Below are 13,081 nucleotides of genomic sequence, written 5' to 3'. Positions count from 1 at the left end.
GCGGCGCACGTTAAAATCGCTTATACGGCGGGCCGATCTTTCGGTCTGCCTTTATGTTTCTCAGGAATAGCTTCGCATGACGACAGTCAACCAGTTGGTGCGCAAATCCCGCAGCCCCAAGGCGTACAAGAGCGCCTCGCCGGCCCTGCAGAGCAGCCCGCAGCGCCGCGGTGTTTGCACGCGCGTTTATACGACCACCCCGAAGAAGCCGAACTCGGCGCTGCGTAAGGTTGCCAAGGTGCGCCTCACCAACGGTTTCGAAGTCATCAGCTACATCGGTGGCGAAGGTCACAATCTCCAGGAGCACTCGGTGGTCCTGATCCGTGGCGGTCGCGTCAAGGATCTCCCGGGTGTGCGTTACCACACCGTTCGCGGCAGCCTCGACTGCGCGGGCGTGACCAAGCGTCGCAAGTCGCGCTCGAAGTACGGCGCCAAGCGCCCGAAGGGCTGAGAGTAAAGGACAACAATTATGTCGCGTAAAGGTTCCCATCCCGCCCGTGTCGTCCTCCCGGACCCGAAGCACGGAAGCCAGCTGATTGCCCGCTTCATCAATATGGTGATGAAGTCCGGTAAGAAGTCCGTCGCCGAAGCTATTGTCTACGGCGCCCTCGAGCACATCGGCGAGAAGAATGCCGAGCCGGTGCAGCTCGTCGAGAAGGCCCTGGGCAACATCGCCCCGGCCGTCGAAGTGAAGTCCCGCCGCGTCGGCGGTGCCACCTACCAGGTGCCGGTCGAAGTCCGTCCGGGTCGTCGTATGGCTCTTGCCATGCGCTGGGTGATCGAAGCCGCTCGCAAGCGCGGTGAGACGTCCATGCCGCGCAAGCTGGCTGCTGAACTCCTCGAGGCTTCCGAGTCCCGTGGCGGCGCCGTCAAGAAGCGCGAAGAAACGCACCGTATGGCGGAGGCCAACAAGGCCTTCTCGCATTACCGCTGGTAATCCCTTCCAGCTACCCGATCTGAGGAAAGACCGTGGCACGCACCACTCCCATCGAGCGCTACCGCAACTTCGGCATCATGGCCCACATCGATGCCGGCAAGACCACGACCACGGAGCGCATCCTGTTCTACACCGGCGTCAGTCACAAGATTGGCGAGGTGCATGACGGTGCCGCGACGATGGACTGGATGGAGCAGGAGCAGGAGCGCGGCATCACCATCACTTCCGCTGCCACCACGGCATTCTGGAAGGGCATGGACCGTTCGCTGCCCGAGCACCGCTTCAACATCATCGACACCCCGGGACACGTCGACTTCACCATCGAAGTGGAGCGTTCGCTCCGCGTGCTCGACGGTGCGGTGTTCGTGCTCTGCGCCGTGGGTGGCGTGCAGCCGCAGTCCGAGACCGTGTGGCGTCAGGCCAATCGCTACAAGGTGCCGCGTCTCGCGTTCGTCAACAAGATGGACCGTACCGGCGCCAACTTCTACAAGGTCGTCGAGCAGCTCAAGGCTCGTCTGGGCGCCAACCCGATCGAAATGCAGGTTCCGATCGGTGCCGAAGACAACTTCGAAGGCGTCGTCGATCTGCTGAAGATGAAGGCGATCATCTGGGACATGGAGTCCCAGGGCATGAAGTTCGAATACCAGGACATCCCGGCCAACCTCCAGGAAAAGGCCGAATCGGCCCGTACTGCCATGATCGAAGCCGCGGCGGAAGCCACGGAAGAGATGATGGACAAGTACCTGGGCGGCGAAGAGCTGTCCGAGGCTGAAATCATCGAAGGTCTGCGTCTGCGCACCCTGCGCAGCGAGATCATTCCGGTGTTCTGCGGCACGGCGTTCAAGAACAAGGGCGTCCAGGCGATGCTCGATGCCGTCGTCAATCTTCTTCCGTCGCCGATCGACCGTCCGCCGGTCGAAGGCATCAACGAAGACGAGCAGCCGGATACCCGTCCGGCCAAGGACGACGCACCGTTCTCGGCGCTGGCGTTCAAGATCATGACCGACCCGTTCGTCGGCGCGCTGACGTTCTTCCGTGTCTACTCGGGCACGCTGAACGCCGGTGACCAGGTGTACAACCCGGTCAAGTCGAAGAAGGAGCGCATTGGCCGCATCCTGCAGATGCACGCCAACGAGCGTCACGAACTGAAGGAAGTCCGCGCTGGCGATATCGCCGCCGCTGTCGGCCTGAAGGACGTCACCACCGGTGACACGCTCTGCGCGCAGGACAGCATCATCACCCTGGAGCGCATGACGTTCCCGGAGCCGGTGATCTCGATGGCGGTGGAGCCGAAGACCAAGTCGGACCAGGAAAAGATGGGTATCGCCCTCGGCCGCCTGGCCGCGGAAGATCCGTCGTTCCGCGTCAAGACCGACGAAGAGTCCGGCCAGACGATCATCTCGGGCATGGGCGAGCTTCACCTGGACATCCTGGTGGACCGCATGCGTCGCGAGTTCAACGTCGAAGCCAACGTGGGCAAGCCGCAGGTGGCTTACCGCGAGACGATTCAGGCCGCTGACGTCAAGTCGGACTACAAGCACGCCAAGCAGTCGGGTGGTAAGGGTCAGTACGGTCACGTCGTGATCGAGCTGTCGCCGATCACCGCTGAAGACCGCGCCGATCCGAAGCTGACGATCAAGGACGACTTCCTCTTCATCAACGACATCACCGGCGGCGTGATTCCGAAGGAATTCATCCCGTCCGTTGAAAAGGGTCTGCGCGAGACGATCACCAGTGGTCCGCTCGCCGGCTTCCCGGTGGTTGACGTCAAGGTCAAGCTCGTCTTCGGTTCGTACCACGACGTCGACTCGTCCGAAATGGCGTTCAAGCTCGCCGCTTCGATGGCGTTCAAGCAGGGCTTCGCCAAGGCGCAGCCGGTGCTGCTCGAGCCGATCATGAAGGTCGAGGTCGTGACGCCGGAAGACTACGTCGGTGACGTGATGGGCGATATCTCGCGTCGTCGCGGCATGCTGACCGGTCAGGAAGAAACCCCTTCGGGCAAGACCGTCAACGCGATGATCCCGCTCGGTGAAATGTTCGGCTACGCCACGTCGCTGCGTTCGCAGACCCAGGGTCGCGCCACGTTCACGATGGAATTCGACCATTACGAGCCGGCGCCGAAGAATATCGCCGACGAGGTCATGAAGAAGTCCTGATAAGGGCTTCTTCTTTAAAACATACAACGTTCTTTTAGAGGTTTAGAGTCATGGCAAAGGGTAAGTTCGAGCGCAATAAGCCGCACGTCAACGTCGGCACCATCGGTCACGTCGACCACGGCAAGACCACGCTGACCGCCGCACTGACCAAGGTCGGCGCCGATCGTTTCGGCGGCGAGTTCAAGGGTTACGACGCGATCGATGCCGCGCCGGAAGAGAAGGCTCGTGGTATCACGATCTCGACCGCCCACGTCGAGTACGAATCGGCCACCCGCCACTATGCCCACGTCGATTGCCCGGGACATGCTGACTACGTCAAGAACATGATCACCGGTGCCGCCCAGATGGACGGCGCGATCCTCGTGTGCTCGGCCGCTGACGGCCCGATGCCGCAGACCCGCGAGCACATCCTGCTCTCGCGTCAGGTCGGCGTGCCGTACATCGTCGTGTTCCTGAACAAGGCCGACATGGTCGACGACGCCGAGCTCATGGAGCTCGTCGAGATGGAAGTCCGCGAACTGCTGTCGAAGTACGAGTTCCCGGGCGACGACACCCCGATCATCAAGGGTTCGGCCCGTCTTGCTCTCGAAGGCGACCAGTCGGAAATCGGCGTGCCGGCGATCATCAACCTGGTTGATGCGCTCGACACCTGGATCCCGACGCCGGAACGCGACATCGACAAGACCTTCCTGATGCCCGTCGAAGACGTGTTCTCGATCTCGGGTCGCGGCACGGTCGTGACCGGTCGTATCGAGCGCGGCATCATCAAGGTGGGTGACGAAATCGAAGTCGTCGGCCTGCGCGACACCCAGAAGTCCACCGTGACGGGCGTCGAAATGTTCCGCAAGCTTCTCGACCAGGGCCAGGCAGGCGACAACGCCGGTCTGCTGCTCCGCGGCCTGAAGCGTGACGACGTCGAGCGTGGCCAGGTGCTGTCGAAGCCGGGCACGATCAAGCCGCACACCCAGTTCGAAGCCGAAGTGTACGTGCTGTCGAAGGATGAGGGTGGTCGTCATACCCCGTTCTTCAATAACTACCGTCCGCAGTTCTACTTCCGCACCACCGACGTCACCGGCGCCTGCAAGCTGCCGGAAGGCACCGAGATGGTGATGCCGGGCGACAACGTGAAGATGGAAGTCACGCTGCTCAAGCCGATCGCCATGGACGAAGGCCTGCGCTTCGCCATTCGCGAAGGCGGCCGCACCGTCGGCGCCGGCGTGGTTGCCAAGATCACGGCGTAATACCGGTTACCTGCAAGGGTGTCCTGAAAAGCGGGGGCGAAAGCCCCCGCTTTTTTTATGCGCGGTGGATCGCCCCATCGCCCGTGACTGGCTTTTCCTGTAGGAGCGCGCCTTGCGCGCGACCGGTTTTGGGGTGGCGATCAGTTTATCCGGATGTCTCCCTGGTCCCCGGTCGCGCGCAAGGCGCGCTCCTACAGGGCTGCTGAAATGATTTGGTCAAAAAGCTTCCAATTTCCAAACCGATAGGGTATAGTCGTCGGGCTATATCTCCCGGATGCCTCTTGCAGGCTTTCGGATACCGCGAAATGAGGTGCATGGAAGGCGCTTCGAGTTCGCAGGCAAGGAAGCCGGGTAGGGTGCCGGCCAAGGTCATCGGATGCGAGTCCGGTTGACCTGATCTTTTGTGCATTCTATACTTTTTAGTCCGGGCGGGCCGTTTTGTGGTCTGTCTGGCTTTTTCGGGTCGTTTTGGGCAGTCCTTGGCTGCTCCTGGCGGCCCGTTGCAGTACCCGTAGTAGCAATAGGGTTGTGCGGGGTGGCGAGAAGCCACTTCGAATCACAAGAACGTTCTTTCGATAACAGGACACGGTTTTATGGCGAACCAAAAGATTCGCATCCGGCTCAAGGCGTTCGATCATCGTCTGATCGACCGTTCGGCCAGCGAAATCGTCGAGACGGCCAAGCGCACTGGCGCTACGGTCCTCGGCCCGATCCCGCTGCCGACCAAGATCGAGCGCTACACCATTCTGGTGTCGCCGCACGTCGACAAAGATGCCCGCGACCAGTACGAGACTCGTACCCACAAGCGCGTTCTGGACATCGTCGACCCCAACGACAAAACCGTGGACGCGCTCATGAAGCTCGATCTTGCGGCTGGCGTTGACGTCCAGATCAAGCTCGGCTGAGCGGATATAAGGATACGAAGATGAGTATCGGACTGGTTGGCCGCAAGTGCGGCATGAGCCGGCTCTTCACCGAAGACGGCCGTTCGATTCCGGTGACGCTGATTGAAGCGACCCCGAATCGTGTGACCCAGGTGAAGACCGAAGAAGTCGACGGCTACACTGCCGTCCAGGTCACCGCTGGCACCAAGCGCGCCTCGCTGCTGACGAACCCCGCCAAAGGCCATTACGCCAAGGCGAAGGTCGAGCCGGGTCGTGGTCTGTGGGAGTTCCGCATCAATGCGGACGAAGCCGGCAAGTATGAAGTTGGCTCCGAGCTGACCGCAGAAGGCGTGTTCACCGTCGGTCAGACGGTCGACGTGGCCGGCGTGTCGAAGGGCAAGGGCTTCCAGGGCACCATCAAGCGTCACAACTTCAAGATGGGTGACGCCACGCACGGTAACTCGCTGTCGCATCGCGCCCCGGGCTCGATCGGCCAGCGCCAGACGCCGGGCCGCGTGTTCCCTGGTAAGAAGATGTCGGGCCACATGGGTGCGGTCAATCGCACCGTGCAGGGCCTGGAAGTGGTCAAGGTCGATGCCGAGCGTCACCTCATCGCAGTCAAGGGCGCAGTCCCGGGCGCGACCGGTGGCGACGTCGTGATCCGTCCGACGACCAAAGGTTGAGGAGACACGCCATGGAACTTAACGTTATTGGCGCCCAGTCGCTCACTGTCTCGGACGAAGTGTTCGGCGGCGAGTACAAGAAGGCCCTCGTGCACCAGGTCGTCACTGCCTACCAGGCAGGCGGTCGTGCCGGCACCAAAGCGCAGCTCTCGCGCGGTGAGATGTCGGGCACCACGAAGAAGTTCAAGAAGCAGAAGGGTGGCGGTGCTCGTCACGGTGACTATCGCGCTCCGATCTTCGTCGGCGGTGGTGTCACGTTCGCTGCCAAGCCGCGCAGCTTCGAGCAGAAGGTCAACCGCAAGGCTTACCGCGTCGCCATCCGCTCGATCATCGCCGAGCTGGCCCGTCAGGGTCGCCTGAAGGTGGTGACGGAGCTGTCGATCGAGAAGCCCAGCACCAAGGGCATGATCGCCAAGCTCGCCGAGCTCGAAGTCAAGGGTCGCGTGCTGCTGGTGTCGGAAGACTCCACTGAAGCGCTGTACCTGTCCGCCCGCAACATTCCGTACATCCACGTCGTCGACGTGCTGGCCCTGAACCCGGTCAGCCTGGTCGGTAGCGACTTCGTCGTCATGACGGTGGACGCGGTCAAGAAGGTCGAGGAGTGGCTCGCATGAGCACCGAACGCACGCTCAACACGCTTCGCGCGCCGCACATCTCCGAGAAGTCGGCCCGTCTTGCGGAAAACAACCAGTACGTGTTCGTCGTGGCGCCCGAAGCGACCAAGGCCGACGTGCGCGCTGCGGTGGAACACCTCTTCGACGTCAAGGTCGTGGACGTGAACCTCGTGAACACGAAGGGCAAGGTCAAGTCGTTCCGCTTCCGCCAGGGCAATCGCCAGGGCAAGCGTAAGGCTTACGTGCGCCTCGCCGACGGCCACACGATCGACGTGTCGGCCAAGGCCTGAGCCAGGAGTTGAATTGAGATGGCACTGATCACTCACAAGCCGACCTCCCCGGGCCGCCGCGACGCAGTCAGCGTTCGGACCGAGGGTCTGCACAAGGGCGCGCCTTACGCACCCCTGACCGAATCGCAGTCGAAGACGGGTGGCCGCAACCACTACGGTCGCATCACCACGCGTCATCGCGGCGGCGGTCACAAGCAGGCATACCGCATCATCGATTTCAAGCGTGACAAGGAAGGCATCGCCGCCGTTGTCGAGCGTCTGGAATACGACCCGAACCGCACCGCGCACATCGCGCTGCTGTGCTACGCCGATGGCGAGCGCCGCTACATCATCGCCCCGAAGGGCGTTGCCGTTGGCGACCGTCTGGTGTCGGGTTCCGACTCCCCGATCAAGGCCGGCAACTGCCTGCCGCTTCGTTCGATCCCGGTGGGTTCCACGATCCACTGCATCGAAATGAAGCCGGGCAAGGGCGCGCAGATCGCTCGCTCCGCCGGTGCTTCCGTGCAGCTCGTTGCTCGCGAACAGGGTTACGCCACGCTGCGTCTTCGCTCCGGCGAAATGCGTCGCGTGCCGGTTGAATGCCGCGCCACCATCGGTGAAGTCGGCAACTCGGAGCACTCCCTGCGCAAGCTCGGCAAGGCCGGTGCGAAGCGTTGGAAGGGCATCCGTCCGACTGTCCGTGGTGTTGTCATGAACCCGGTCGACCATCCGCACGGCGGTGGTGAAGGCAAGACCTCCGGCGGCCGTCATCCGGTCAGCCCGTGGGGTACGCCGACCAAGGGTTACAAGACGCGCAGCAACAAGCGCACCCAGCAGTTCATCGTGCGTCGTCGCAAGTAATAGGAAACGATTATGCCGCGCTCTCTAAAGAAAGGTCCGTTCGTTGACCTGCACCTCGTAAAGAAGGTGGAAGCCGCCGTTTCCGCCAACAACAAGCGTCCGATCAAGACCTGGTCGCGTCGCTCGATGATCCTGCCGGAGATGGTCGGTCTGACCATCGCCATCCACAACGGCCGCCAGCACGTGCCGGTGCTTATCAACGAGAACATGGTCGGGCACAAGCTCGGCGAGTTCGCGGTGACCCGCACCTACAAGGGCCACGCCGGCGATAAGAAGGGCAAGTGATGAGCACTGAAGCCAAAGCGATCCTGCGCAGCGCCCGCATCTCGGCGCAGAAGGCACGCCTGGTGGCCGACCTGGTCCGGGGTCTCCCCGTGGGTCGGGCGAGCGACGTGCTTGCCTACACCAACAAGAAGGCCGCCCACCTTGTTCGCAAGGTGCTGCTGTCCGCCGTCGCCAACGCCGAAAACAACCTCGGCGCCGACGTCGACGACCTGAAGGTCTCGCGCATCTTTGTCGACGAAGGTCCGGCGATGAAGCGCATGTACGCCCGCGCCAAAGGCCGCGGTTCGCGCATCCTGAAGCGCACCAGCCACATCACTGTGGTTGTGGGCAACTGACTGGGGTAAGAAACCATGGGTCATAAAGTTCATCCCACCGGTATCCGCCTCGGCATTGCCAAGGACTGGAACTCGAAGTGGTACGCCAACAAGGGTGAGTACGCCCAGTACCTCGCTGCCGACCTCAAGGTCCGCGAGATGCTGCGCAAGAAGCTCGCCGCCGCCGGTATCTCGAAGATCCAGATCGAGCGCCCGGCCAAGACCGCCCGCGTGACGATCCACACCGCCCGTCCGGGCGTGGTGATCGGCAAGAAGGGCGAGGACATCGAGAAGCTTCGCAAGGAAGTCACCGACCTGATGGGCGTCCCGACGCACATCAACGTCAGCGAAGTCCGCAAGCCGGAACTCGACGCCCAGCTCGTTGCCGAGTCGATCGCGCAGCAGCTCGAGCGCCGCATCATGTTCCGTCGCGCGATGAAGCGCTCGGTTGGCAATGCCATGCGCCTCGGCGCCCTGGGCATCAAGATCAACGTCTCCGGCCGTCTGAACGGCGCCGAGATCGCGCGCTCCGAGTGGGCTCGTGAAGGTCGCGTGCCGCTCCACACCCTCCGCGCTGACATCGACTACGGCACCGCCGAAGCGAAGACGCAGTACGGCATCATCGGTGTGAAGGTGTGGGTCTACAAGGGCGAGATCTTCGACCTCGCGGCCGCCACGGCCGAGGCGTCGAAGGAAGATCAGCAGCCGCAGCAGTCGTCGCGTCGCGACGGTGGTGAAAACCGCCGTGAGCGTGGCGAGCGCTCTGCCAAGTAAGGAGCGTTGTCATGTTGCAACCGAAGCGTACCAAGTACCGCAAGATGTTTAAGGGTCGCAATGACGGCCTGGCGTTCACCTCGAACCTCGTGAGCTTTGGCGAGTACGGCCTCAAGGCGACGACGCACGGTCAGCTGACCGCGCGTCAGATCGAAGCGGCCCGTCGTTGCATCACGCGCTTCGTCAAGCGTGGCGGCAAGCTGTGGATCCGCGTGTTCCCGGACAAGCCGATCACCCGTAAGCCCATTGAAGTTCGAATGGGTGCAGGTAAGGGTGGCGTCGAGTTCTGGGTCGCCGAGATCCAGCCGGGTCGCATGCTTTATGAAATCGAAGGTGTCGACGAGGCAACCGCACGCGAGGCCATGCGCCTTGCCGCTGCCAAGCTCTCGGTCCAGACCCAGTTCGTGTCCAGGGCGGTGATGTAATGGCCATCAAAGAAATCAAAGAGAAGTCGGCGGAAGAGCTGAAGCAGCATCTGCTGGACCTTCGCAAGGAGCAGTTCAATCTGCGCATGCAGAAGGGCTCCGGTCAGCTCACTCAGCCGCACCAGCTGCGCCGCGTTCGGCGCGACATCGCCCGCACGAAGTTCGTGCTCGGCGATAAGAAGTAAGGGACGGCTGATATGAGCGATAACCAGAAAACGGCGCGTACCCTCGAAGGTCGCGTCATCAGCAACAAGATGGCCAATACGGTCACGGTTCTGATCGAGCGTCAGGTGCAGCACCCGCTGCTCGGCAAGATCATCCGCCGCTCCACGAAGCTCCACGCACATGACGAGACCGGTGCGAACGAGGGCGACGTGGTACGCATCGCGGAGTGCCGTCCGCTGTCGAAGACCAAGCATCACCGCGTGGTCGCCATCGTCACGCGCGCTGAAGGCTAAGGGAGAGCTGCGATGATTCAGATGCAAAGCACGCTTTCCGCGGCGGACAACAGCGGTGCGAAGGAACTGATGTGCATCAAGGTGCTGGGCGGCTCCAAGCGTCGCTATGCCGGCATCGGCGATGTGATCAAGGTGACCGTCAAGGACGCCATTCCCCGCGGCAAGGTTAAGAAGGGCGAGGTGTACAACGCCGTTGTGGTCCGCACCGCCAAGGGTGTGCGTCGCAACGACGGCTCGCTGATCCGTTTCGACGGTAACGCTGCCGTACTCCTCAACAACAAGCTCGAGCCGATCGGTACCCGTATCTTCGGGCCGGTGACCCGCGAGCTGCGCAGCGAGAAGTTCATGAAGATCGTCTCGCTCGCGCCCGAAGTGCTCTGAGCGGAGACCAGAACATGAACCGTATCCGCAAGGGTGACCACGTCGTCGTGATCACCGGCAAGAACAAGGGCCAGCGTGGCGATGTCCTGCGCGTCGACGGCGACCGCGTGGTCGTTGCCAACGTCAACATCGTCAAGCGTCACACGAAGCCGAATCCCCAGGCCAACCAGCCTGGCGGTATCGTCGAGCGTGAAGCCTCGATCCATATCTCCAATGTCCAGCTCTTCAACTCCGCCTCGAACAAGGGCGAGCGCGTTGGCACCAAGACGCTCGAGGACGGGCGCAAGGTGCGCGTGTTCGCTTCGGGCGAAGTGGTCGACGCGTAAGGAACCGAAGTCATGACCCGTCTTGAAACGTTTTACAAAGAGTCGGTAATGCAGAAGCTCACTGAGCGCTTCGGTTACCAGAACGTCATGCAGGTCCCGCGCATCACGAAGATCACGCTCAACATGGGCGTCGGCGAAGCCGCCGGTAACAAGAAGATCCTCGAAAATGCCGTGGCCGACATGACCAAGATCGCCGGCCAGAAGCCGATCACGACCAAGGCCCGCGTTTCGGTGGCCTCGTTCAAGATCCGTGACGGTTGGCCGATCGGTTGCAAGGTCACGCTGCGTCGTGCCCAGATGTGGGAATTCCTGGACCGCCTGATCAACATCTCGCTGCCGCGTACGCGCGACTTCCGTGGTGTCTCGGGCCGTGCCTTCGATGGCCGTGGTAACTACAACTTCGGCATCAAGGAACAGATCATCTTCCCGGAAATCGACTTCGACCAGGTTGACGCCCTGCGTGGTATGGATATCTCCATCACCACCACGGCCAAGACCGACGAAGAAGCCAAGGCGCTGCTGGAAGCCTTCAGCTTCCCGTTCCGCAACTGATCGCCAGAGAGAACACATGGCAAAGACCTCGATGATCGAGCGCGACCTCAAGCGCGCCAAGCTCGCCAAGAAGTACGCCGCCAAGCGCGCCGAACTGAAGGCGGTTGTCCTGAGCGCCACCGCCTCGTACGACGAGAAGATGGAAGCCCAGACCAAGCTGCAGAAGCTGCCGCGTGACGCGAGCCCCTCGCGTCAGCGCAACCGCTGCGCCCTGACCGGTCGTCCCCGTGGCGTCTACAGCAAGTTCGGCCTCGGCCGCAACAAGCTGCGCGAAGCCACCATGCGTGGTGACGTTCCGGGCCTGCGCAAGGCCAGCTGGTAAGCAATACCGGCCCCGCCTCCGGGCGGGGCAGGGCGTCACTTGGGCAAAACTTGTCCAGGCCGCCTCGGCCTGATATAGTCGTCGGTCTGCGCAATGCAGACCGACGACTTGTCGGCTTTACAATTTAAAAGATCTCCGGTCATACGGATATCGGTGCACTCTCAAGGGTTTTTACTATGAGCATGACTGATCCCATCGCCGATCTGTTTACGCGCATCCGCAACGCCCAGGCCACTGGCAAAGCGGTTGTCCGTATTCCGTCGTCGAAAGTGAAGCTGGCCCTGGCCAAGCTTCTCCAGAACGAAGGCTACATCCTCGACGCCCGCGTCGCCGACGAAGACGGCAAGCCGGTCCTCGAGATCAAGCTGAAGTATTTCGAAGGCCGTCCGGCTATCGAATCCATTTCCCGTGTCAGCCGTTCCGGTCTCCGCGTCTACCGCGGCAAGGACGAGCTGCCGAAGGTCCTCGGTGGCCTGGGTATCTCGATCATCTCCACCTCCGCCGGTCTGCTGACCGACGCACAGGCCCGTTCCAAGGGTCTCGGTGGCGAAGTCATCGGCCAGGTGGCGTAAGGAGTCCCGACATGTCACGTGTAGCCAAGAAGCCCATCTCCCTCCCGAAGGGCGTTGAACTCACCGTCGCGAACGGCACCGTCACCGTCAAGGGCCCGAAGGGCACCCTGACCACGCACGAACTGCCGGGCGTTTCGTTCCAGCAGGAAAACGGCGTCGCCACGATCGTCCTCGCCGAAGGCGCTGACGACAAGTTCGGTGGCACCGCCCGTGCGATCGTTGCCAACATGGTCACCGGCGTCGCCAACGGCTTCGAGAAGAAGCTCGAACTGGTCGGCGTGGGTTACCGCGCGCAGCTGCAGGGCAAGGCCGTGAACCTTTCCCTCGGTTTCTCGCACCCGGTCGTCTTCGACGCGCCGGAAGGCATCACCATCGAAGTCCCCACGCAGACGGAAATCCTGATCAAGGGTGCCGACAAGCAGCTGGTGGGCCAGGTGGCAGCCAAGATCCGCGCGTTCCGTTCGCCGGAGCCCTACAAGGGCAAGGGCGTCCGTTATGCCGGCGAGACGATCATCCTGAAGGAAGCCAAGAAGGCCTAATCGGCCTATCCGCTTTCTGGAGACGAGACGATGAACAAGAACGAATCCCGCCTGCGCCGCGCCAAGTCGACCCGTGCCCACATCCGTGAGCTCGCCGTCGCCCGCCTGAGCGTGCACCGCACCGGTCAGCATATCTACGCCCAGGTCTTCGCACCGAACGGCACCGTCGTGGCAGCTGCCTCGACCGTGCAGAAGTCGGTTGCCGAAGGTCTCAAGAGCAAGAAGAACGTCGAGGCCGCCACCACGGTGGGCCGCATCGTTGCCGAGCGCGCCAAGGCCGCCGGTATCGAAGCCGTCGCCTTCGACCGCTCGGGCTTCCGTTATCACGGTCGCATCAAGGCTCTGGCCGATGCCGCCCGTGAAGCCGGCCTCAAGTTCTAAGAGGCGTCAGGCAACGACACCGGTCCCCAGGGGCCGGTGTCGCCCGATGTAACTACAACTCCAAGCGGCGACCAAGCCGTAAACAGAAGTCCCGGGTCTCCCGGGCT

22 protein-coding genes are annotated in these 13,081 nt (G+C 62.2%); all 22 read left to right on the top strand.

The window, feature by feature from the left end:
* The first annotated feature begins 76 nt into the window (after positions 1–76).
* The 22 genes from rpsL to rplR all read left to right on the top strand — a co-directional run bounded on the left by rpsL (position 77) and on the right by rplR (position 12,974).
* Positions 77–451 carry a 30S ribosomal protein S12 gene (rpsL, locus tag KR767_RS02135; RefSeq protein WP_045829438.1) on the top strand — a complete coding sequence of 125 codons (375 nt, stop codon included), beginning with the start codon at positions 77–79 and terminating at the stop codon, positions 449–451.
* A gap of 18 nt (positions 452–469) precedes the next feature.
* Positions 470–937 (top strand): 30S ribosomal protein S7, encoded by a 468-nt coding sequence (rpsG, locus tag KR767_RS02130; protein ID WP_166951188.1) that lies wholly within the window; start codon positions 470–472, stop codon positions 935–937.
* Between the two features lie 32 nt (positions 938–969).
* Positions 970–3,093, top strand: a complete 2,124-nt coding sequence (gene fusA, locus KR767_RS02125) for an elongation factor G (protein ID WP_166951190.1) — start codon at positions 970–972, stop codon at positions 3,091–3,093.
* Between the two features lie 50 nt (positions 3,094–3,143).
* A complete protein-coding gene (tuf, locus tag KR767_RS02120) occupies positions 3,144–4,334 on the top strand; it encodes an elongation factor Tu (protein WP_166951192.1) in 1,191 nt (396 codons plus the stop codon).
* A 593-nt stretch (positions 4,335–4,927) separates the two neighbouring features.
* Complete coding sequence (rpsJ, locus tag KR767_RS02115; RefSeq protein WP_014402136.1) at positions 4,928–5,239, top strand: 30S ribosomal protein S10; 312 nt, start codon at positions 4,928–4,930, stop codon at positions 5,237–5,239.
* 20 nt (positions 5,240–5,259) lie between these two features.
* On the top strand, positions 5,260–5,901 hold the full coding sequence (gene rplC, locus KR767_RS02110) for a 50S ribosomal protein L3 (protein WP_166951193.1): 642 nt from the start codon (positions 5,260–5,262) through the stop codon (positions 5,899–5,901).
* An 11-nt stretch (positions 5,902–5,912) separates the two neighbouring features.
* On the top strand, positions 5,913–6,515 hold the full coding sequence (gene rplD, locus KR767_RS02105; RefSeq protein WP_166951196.1) for a 50S ribosomal protein L4: 603 nt from the start codon (positions 5,913–5,915) through the stop codon (positions 6,513–6,515).
* Positions 6,512–6,805 (top strand): 50S ribosomal protein L23, encoded by a 294-nt coding sequence (gene rplW, locus KR767_RS02100; protein ID WP_166951198.1) that lies wholly within the window; start codon positions 6,512–6,514, stop codon positions 6,803–6,805. The genes rplD and rplW overlap by 4 nt, the downstream gene beginning before the upstream one ends.
* Before the next feature lie 18 nt (positions 6,806–6,823).
* Positions 6,824–7,645, top strand: a complete 822-nt coding sequence (rplB, locus tag KR767_RS02095; RefSeq protein ID WP_166951201.1) for a 50S ribosomal protein L2 — start codon at positions 6,824–6,826, stop codon at positions 7,643–7,645.
* A 12-nt stretch (positions 7,646–7,657) separates the two neighbouring features.
* Positions 7,658–7,930 carry a 30S ribosomal protein S19 gene (gene rpsS, locus KR767_RS02090; protein ID WP_029213892.1) on the top strand — a complete coding sequence of 91 codons (273 nt, stop codon included), beginning with the start codon at positions 7,658–7,660 and terminating at the stop codon, positions 7,928–7,930.
* On the top strand, positions 7,930–8,265 hold the full coding sequence (gene rplV / locus KR767_RS02085) for a 50S ribosomal protein L22 (protein WP_166951203.1): 336 nt from the start codon (positions 7,930–7,932) through the stop codon (positions 8,263–8,265). The genes rpsS and rplV overlap by 1 nt, the downstream gene beginning before the upstream one ends.
* A 15-nt stretch (positions 8,266–8,280) precedes the next feature.
* Complete coding sequence (gene rpsC, locus KR767_RS02080) at positions 8,281–9,018, top strand: 30S ribosomal protein S3 (protein ID WP_166951206.1); 738 nt, start codon at positions 8,281–8,283, stop codon at positions 9,016–9,018.
* 11 nt (positions 9,019–9,029) lie between these two features.
* A complete protein-coding gene (gene rplP, locus KR767_RS02075; RefSeq protein ID WP_166951209.1) occupies positions 9,030–9,443 on the top strand; it encodes a 50S ribosomal protein L16 in 414 nt (137 codons plus the stop codon).
* Positions 9,443–9,628 carry a 50S ribosomal protein L29 gene (gene rpmC, locus KR767_RS02070; protein WP_166951211.1) on the top strand — a complete coding sequence of 62 codons (186 nt, stop codon included), beginning with the start codon at positions 9,443–9,445 and terminating at the stop codon, positions 9,626–9,628. Before rplP ends, rpmC begins: the two co-directional genes overlap by 1 nt.
* 12 nt (positions 9,629–9,640) lie before the next feature.
* Positions 9,641–9,901 (top strand): 30S ribosomal protein S17, encoded by a 261-nt coding sequence (rpsQ, locus tag KR767_RS02065; protein ID WP_166951212.1) that lies wholly within the window; start codon positions 9,641–9,643, stop codon positions 9,899–9,901.
* Positions 9,902–9,913: 12 nt separating this feature from the next.
* Positions 9,914–10,282 (top strand): 50S ribosomal protein L14, encoded by a 369-nt coding sequence (gene rplN / locus KR767_RS02060; protein WP_166951215.1) that lies wholly within the window; start codon positions 9,914–9,916, stop codon positions 10,280–10,282.
* A 14-nt stretch (positions 10,283–10,296) separates the two neighbouring features.
* Positions 10,297–10,608: a 50S ribosomal protein L24 gene (rplX, locus tag KR767_RS02055; protein WP_166951217.1), complete on the top strand. Its 312-nt coding sequence runs from the start codon at positions 10,297–10,299 to the stop codon at positions 10,606–10,608.
* Between the two features lie 12 nt (positions 10,609–10,620).
* On the top strand, positions 10,621–11,160 hold the full coding sequence (gene rplE / locus KR767_RS02050; protein ID WP_166951219.1) for a 50S ribosomal protein L5: 540 nt from the start codon (positions 10,621–10,623) through the stop codon (positions 11,158–11,160).
* 16 nt (positions 11,161–11,176) lie between these two features.
* Positions 11,177–11,482, top strand: coding sequence for a 30S ribosomal protein S14 (gene rpsN / locus KR767_RS02045; RefSeq protein ID WP_166951221.1), 306 nt, complete (start codon positions 11,177–11,179; stop codon positions 11,480–11,482).
* A gap of 176 nt (positions 11,483–11,658) precedes the next feature.
* The gene (gene rpsH, locus KR767_RS02040) at positions 11,659–12,054 is read left to right on the top strand and encodes a 30S ribosomal protein S8 (protein WP_166951223.1); all 396 of its coding nucleotides are present in this window, start codon (positions 11,659–11,661) and stop codon (positions 12,052–12,054) included.
* Positions 12,055–12,065: 11 nt separating this feature from the next.
* Positions 12,066–12,593: a 50S ribosomal protein L6 gene (gene rplF / locus KR767_RS02035; protein ID WP_250877950.1), complete on the top strand. Its 528-nt coding sequence runs from the start codon at positions 12,066–12,068 to the stop codon at positions 12,591–12,593.
* Positions 12,594–12,623: 30 nt separating this feature from the next.
* Positions 12,624–12,974: a 50S ribosomal protein L18 gene (rplR, locus tag KR767_RS02030; RefSeq protein WP_029213880.1), complete on the top strand. Its 351-nt coding sequence runs from the start codon at positions 12,624–12,626 to the stop codon at positions 12,972–12,974.
* Positions 12,975–13,081: the final 107 nt, after the last annotated feature.

Origin of the sequence: Luteibacter anthropi (genome assembly GCF_023699965.1) — a bacterium.
Classification (GTDB): domain Bacteria; phylum Pseudomonadota; class Gammaproteobacteria; order Xanthomonadales; family Rhodanobacteraceae; genus Luteibacter; species Luteibacter anthropi.
Note: the sequence above shows the minus strand (reverse complement) of the source record. Positions and strands in the feature narration are given on the sequence as shown.

Bases quoted from the DNA above. Each gene is read 5' to 3' on its own strand.
- rplF (WP_250877950.1), top strand. From the start codon at position 12,066: ATGTCACGTGTAGCCAAGAAGCCCATCTCCCTCCCGAAGGGCGTTGAA.
- rplP (WP_166951209.1), top strand. From the start codon at position 9,030: ATGTTGCAACCGAAGCGTACCAAGTACCGCAAGATGTTTAAGGGTCGC.
- rplE (WP_166951219.1), top strand. From the start codon at position 10,621: ATGACCCGTCTTGAAACGTTTTACAAAGAGTCGGTAATGCAGAAGCTC.
- rplC (WP_166951193.1), top strand. From the start codon at position 5,260: ATGAGTATCGGACTGGTTGGCCGCAAGTGCGGCATGAGCCGGCTCTTC.
- tuf (WP_166951192.1), top strand. From the start codon at position 3,144: ATGGCAAAGGGTAAGTTCGAGCGCAATAAGCCGCACGTCAACGTCGGC.
- rpsJ (WP_014402136.1), top strand. From the start codon at position 4,928: ATGGCGAACCAAAAGATTCGCATCCGGCTCAAGGCGTTCGATCATCGT.
- rpsS (WP_029213892.1), top strand. From the start codon at position 7,658: ATGCCGCGCTCTCTAAAGAAAGGTCCGTTCGTTGACCTGCACCTCGTA.
- rplN (WP_166951215.1), top strand. From the start codon at position 9,914: ATGATTCAGATGCAAAGCACGCTTTCCGCGGCGGACAACAGCGGTGCG.
- rplW (WP_166951198.1), top strand. From the start codon at position 6,512: ATGAGCACCGAACGCACGCTCAACACGCTTCGCGCGCCGCACATCTCC.
- rplD (WP_166951196.1), top strand. From the start codon at position 5,913: ATGGAACTTAACGTTATTGGCGCCCAGTCGCTCACTGTCTCGGACGAA.
- rplV (WP_166951203.1), top strand. From the start codon at position 7,930: ATGAGCACTGAAGCCAAAGCGATCCTGCGCAGCGCCCGCATCTCGGCG.
- rpsG (WP_166951188.1), top strand. From the start codon at position 470: ATGTCGCGTAAAGGTTCCCATCCCGCCCGTGTCGTCCTCCCGGACCCG.
- rpsQ (WP_166951212.1), top strand. From the start codon at position 9,641: ATGAGCGATAACCAGAAAACGGCGCGTACCCTCGAAGGTCGCGTCATC.
- rplR (WP_029213880.1), top strand. From the start codon at position 12,624: ATGAACAAGAACGAATCCCGCCTGCGCCGCGCCAAGTCGACCCGTGCC.
- rpsH (WP_166951223.1), top strand. From the start codon at position 11,659: ATGAGCATGACTGATCCCATCGCCGATCTGTTTACGCGCATCCGCAAC.
- rplB (WP_166951201.1), top strand. From the start codon at position 6,824: ATGGCACTGATCACTCACAAGCCGACCTCCCCGGGCCGCCGCGACGCA.
- rpsC (WP_166951206.1), top strand. From the start codon at position 8,281: ATGGGTCATAAAGTTCATCCCACCGGTATCCGCCTCGGCATTGCCAAG.
- rpsN (WP_166951221.1), top strand. From the start codon at position 11,177: ATGGCAAAGACCTCGATGATCGAGCGCGACCTCAAGCGCGCCAAGCTC.
- rpmC (WP_166951211.1), top strand. From the start codon at position 9,443: ATGGCCATCAAAGAAATCAAAGAGAAGTCGGCGGAAGAGCTGAAGCAG.
- rpsL (WP_045829438.1), top strand. From the start codon at position 77: ATGACGACAGTCAACCAGTTGGTGCGCAAATCCCGCAGCCCCAAGGCG.
- rplX (WP_166951217.1), top strand. From the start codon at position 10,297: ATGAACCGTATCCGCAAGGGTGACCACGTCGTCGTGATCACCGGCAAG.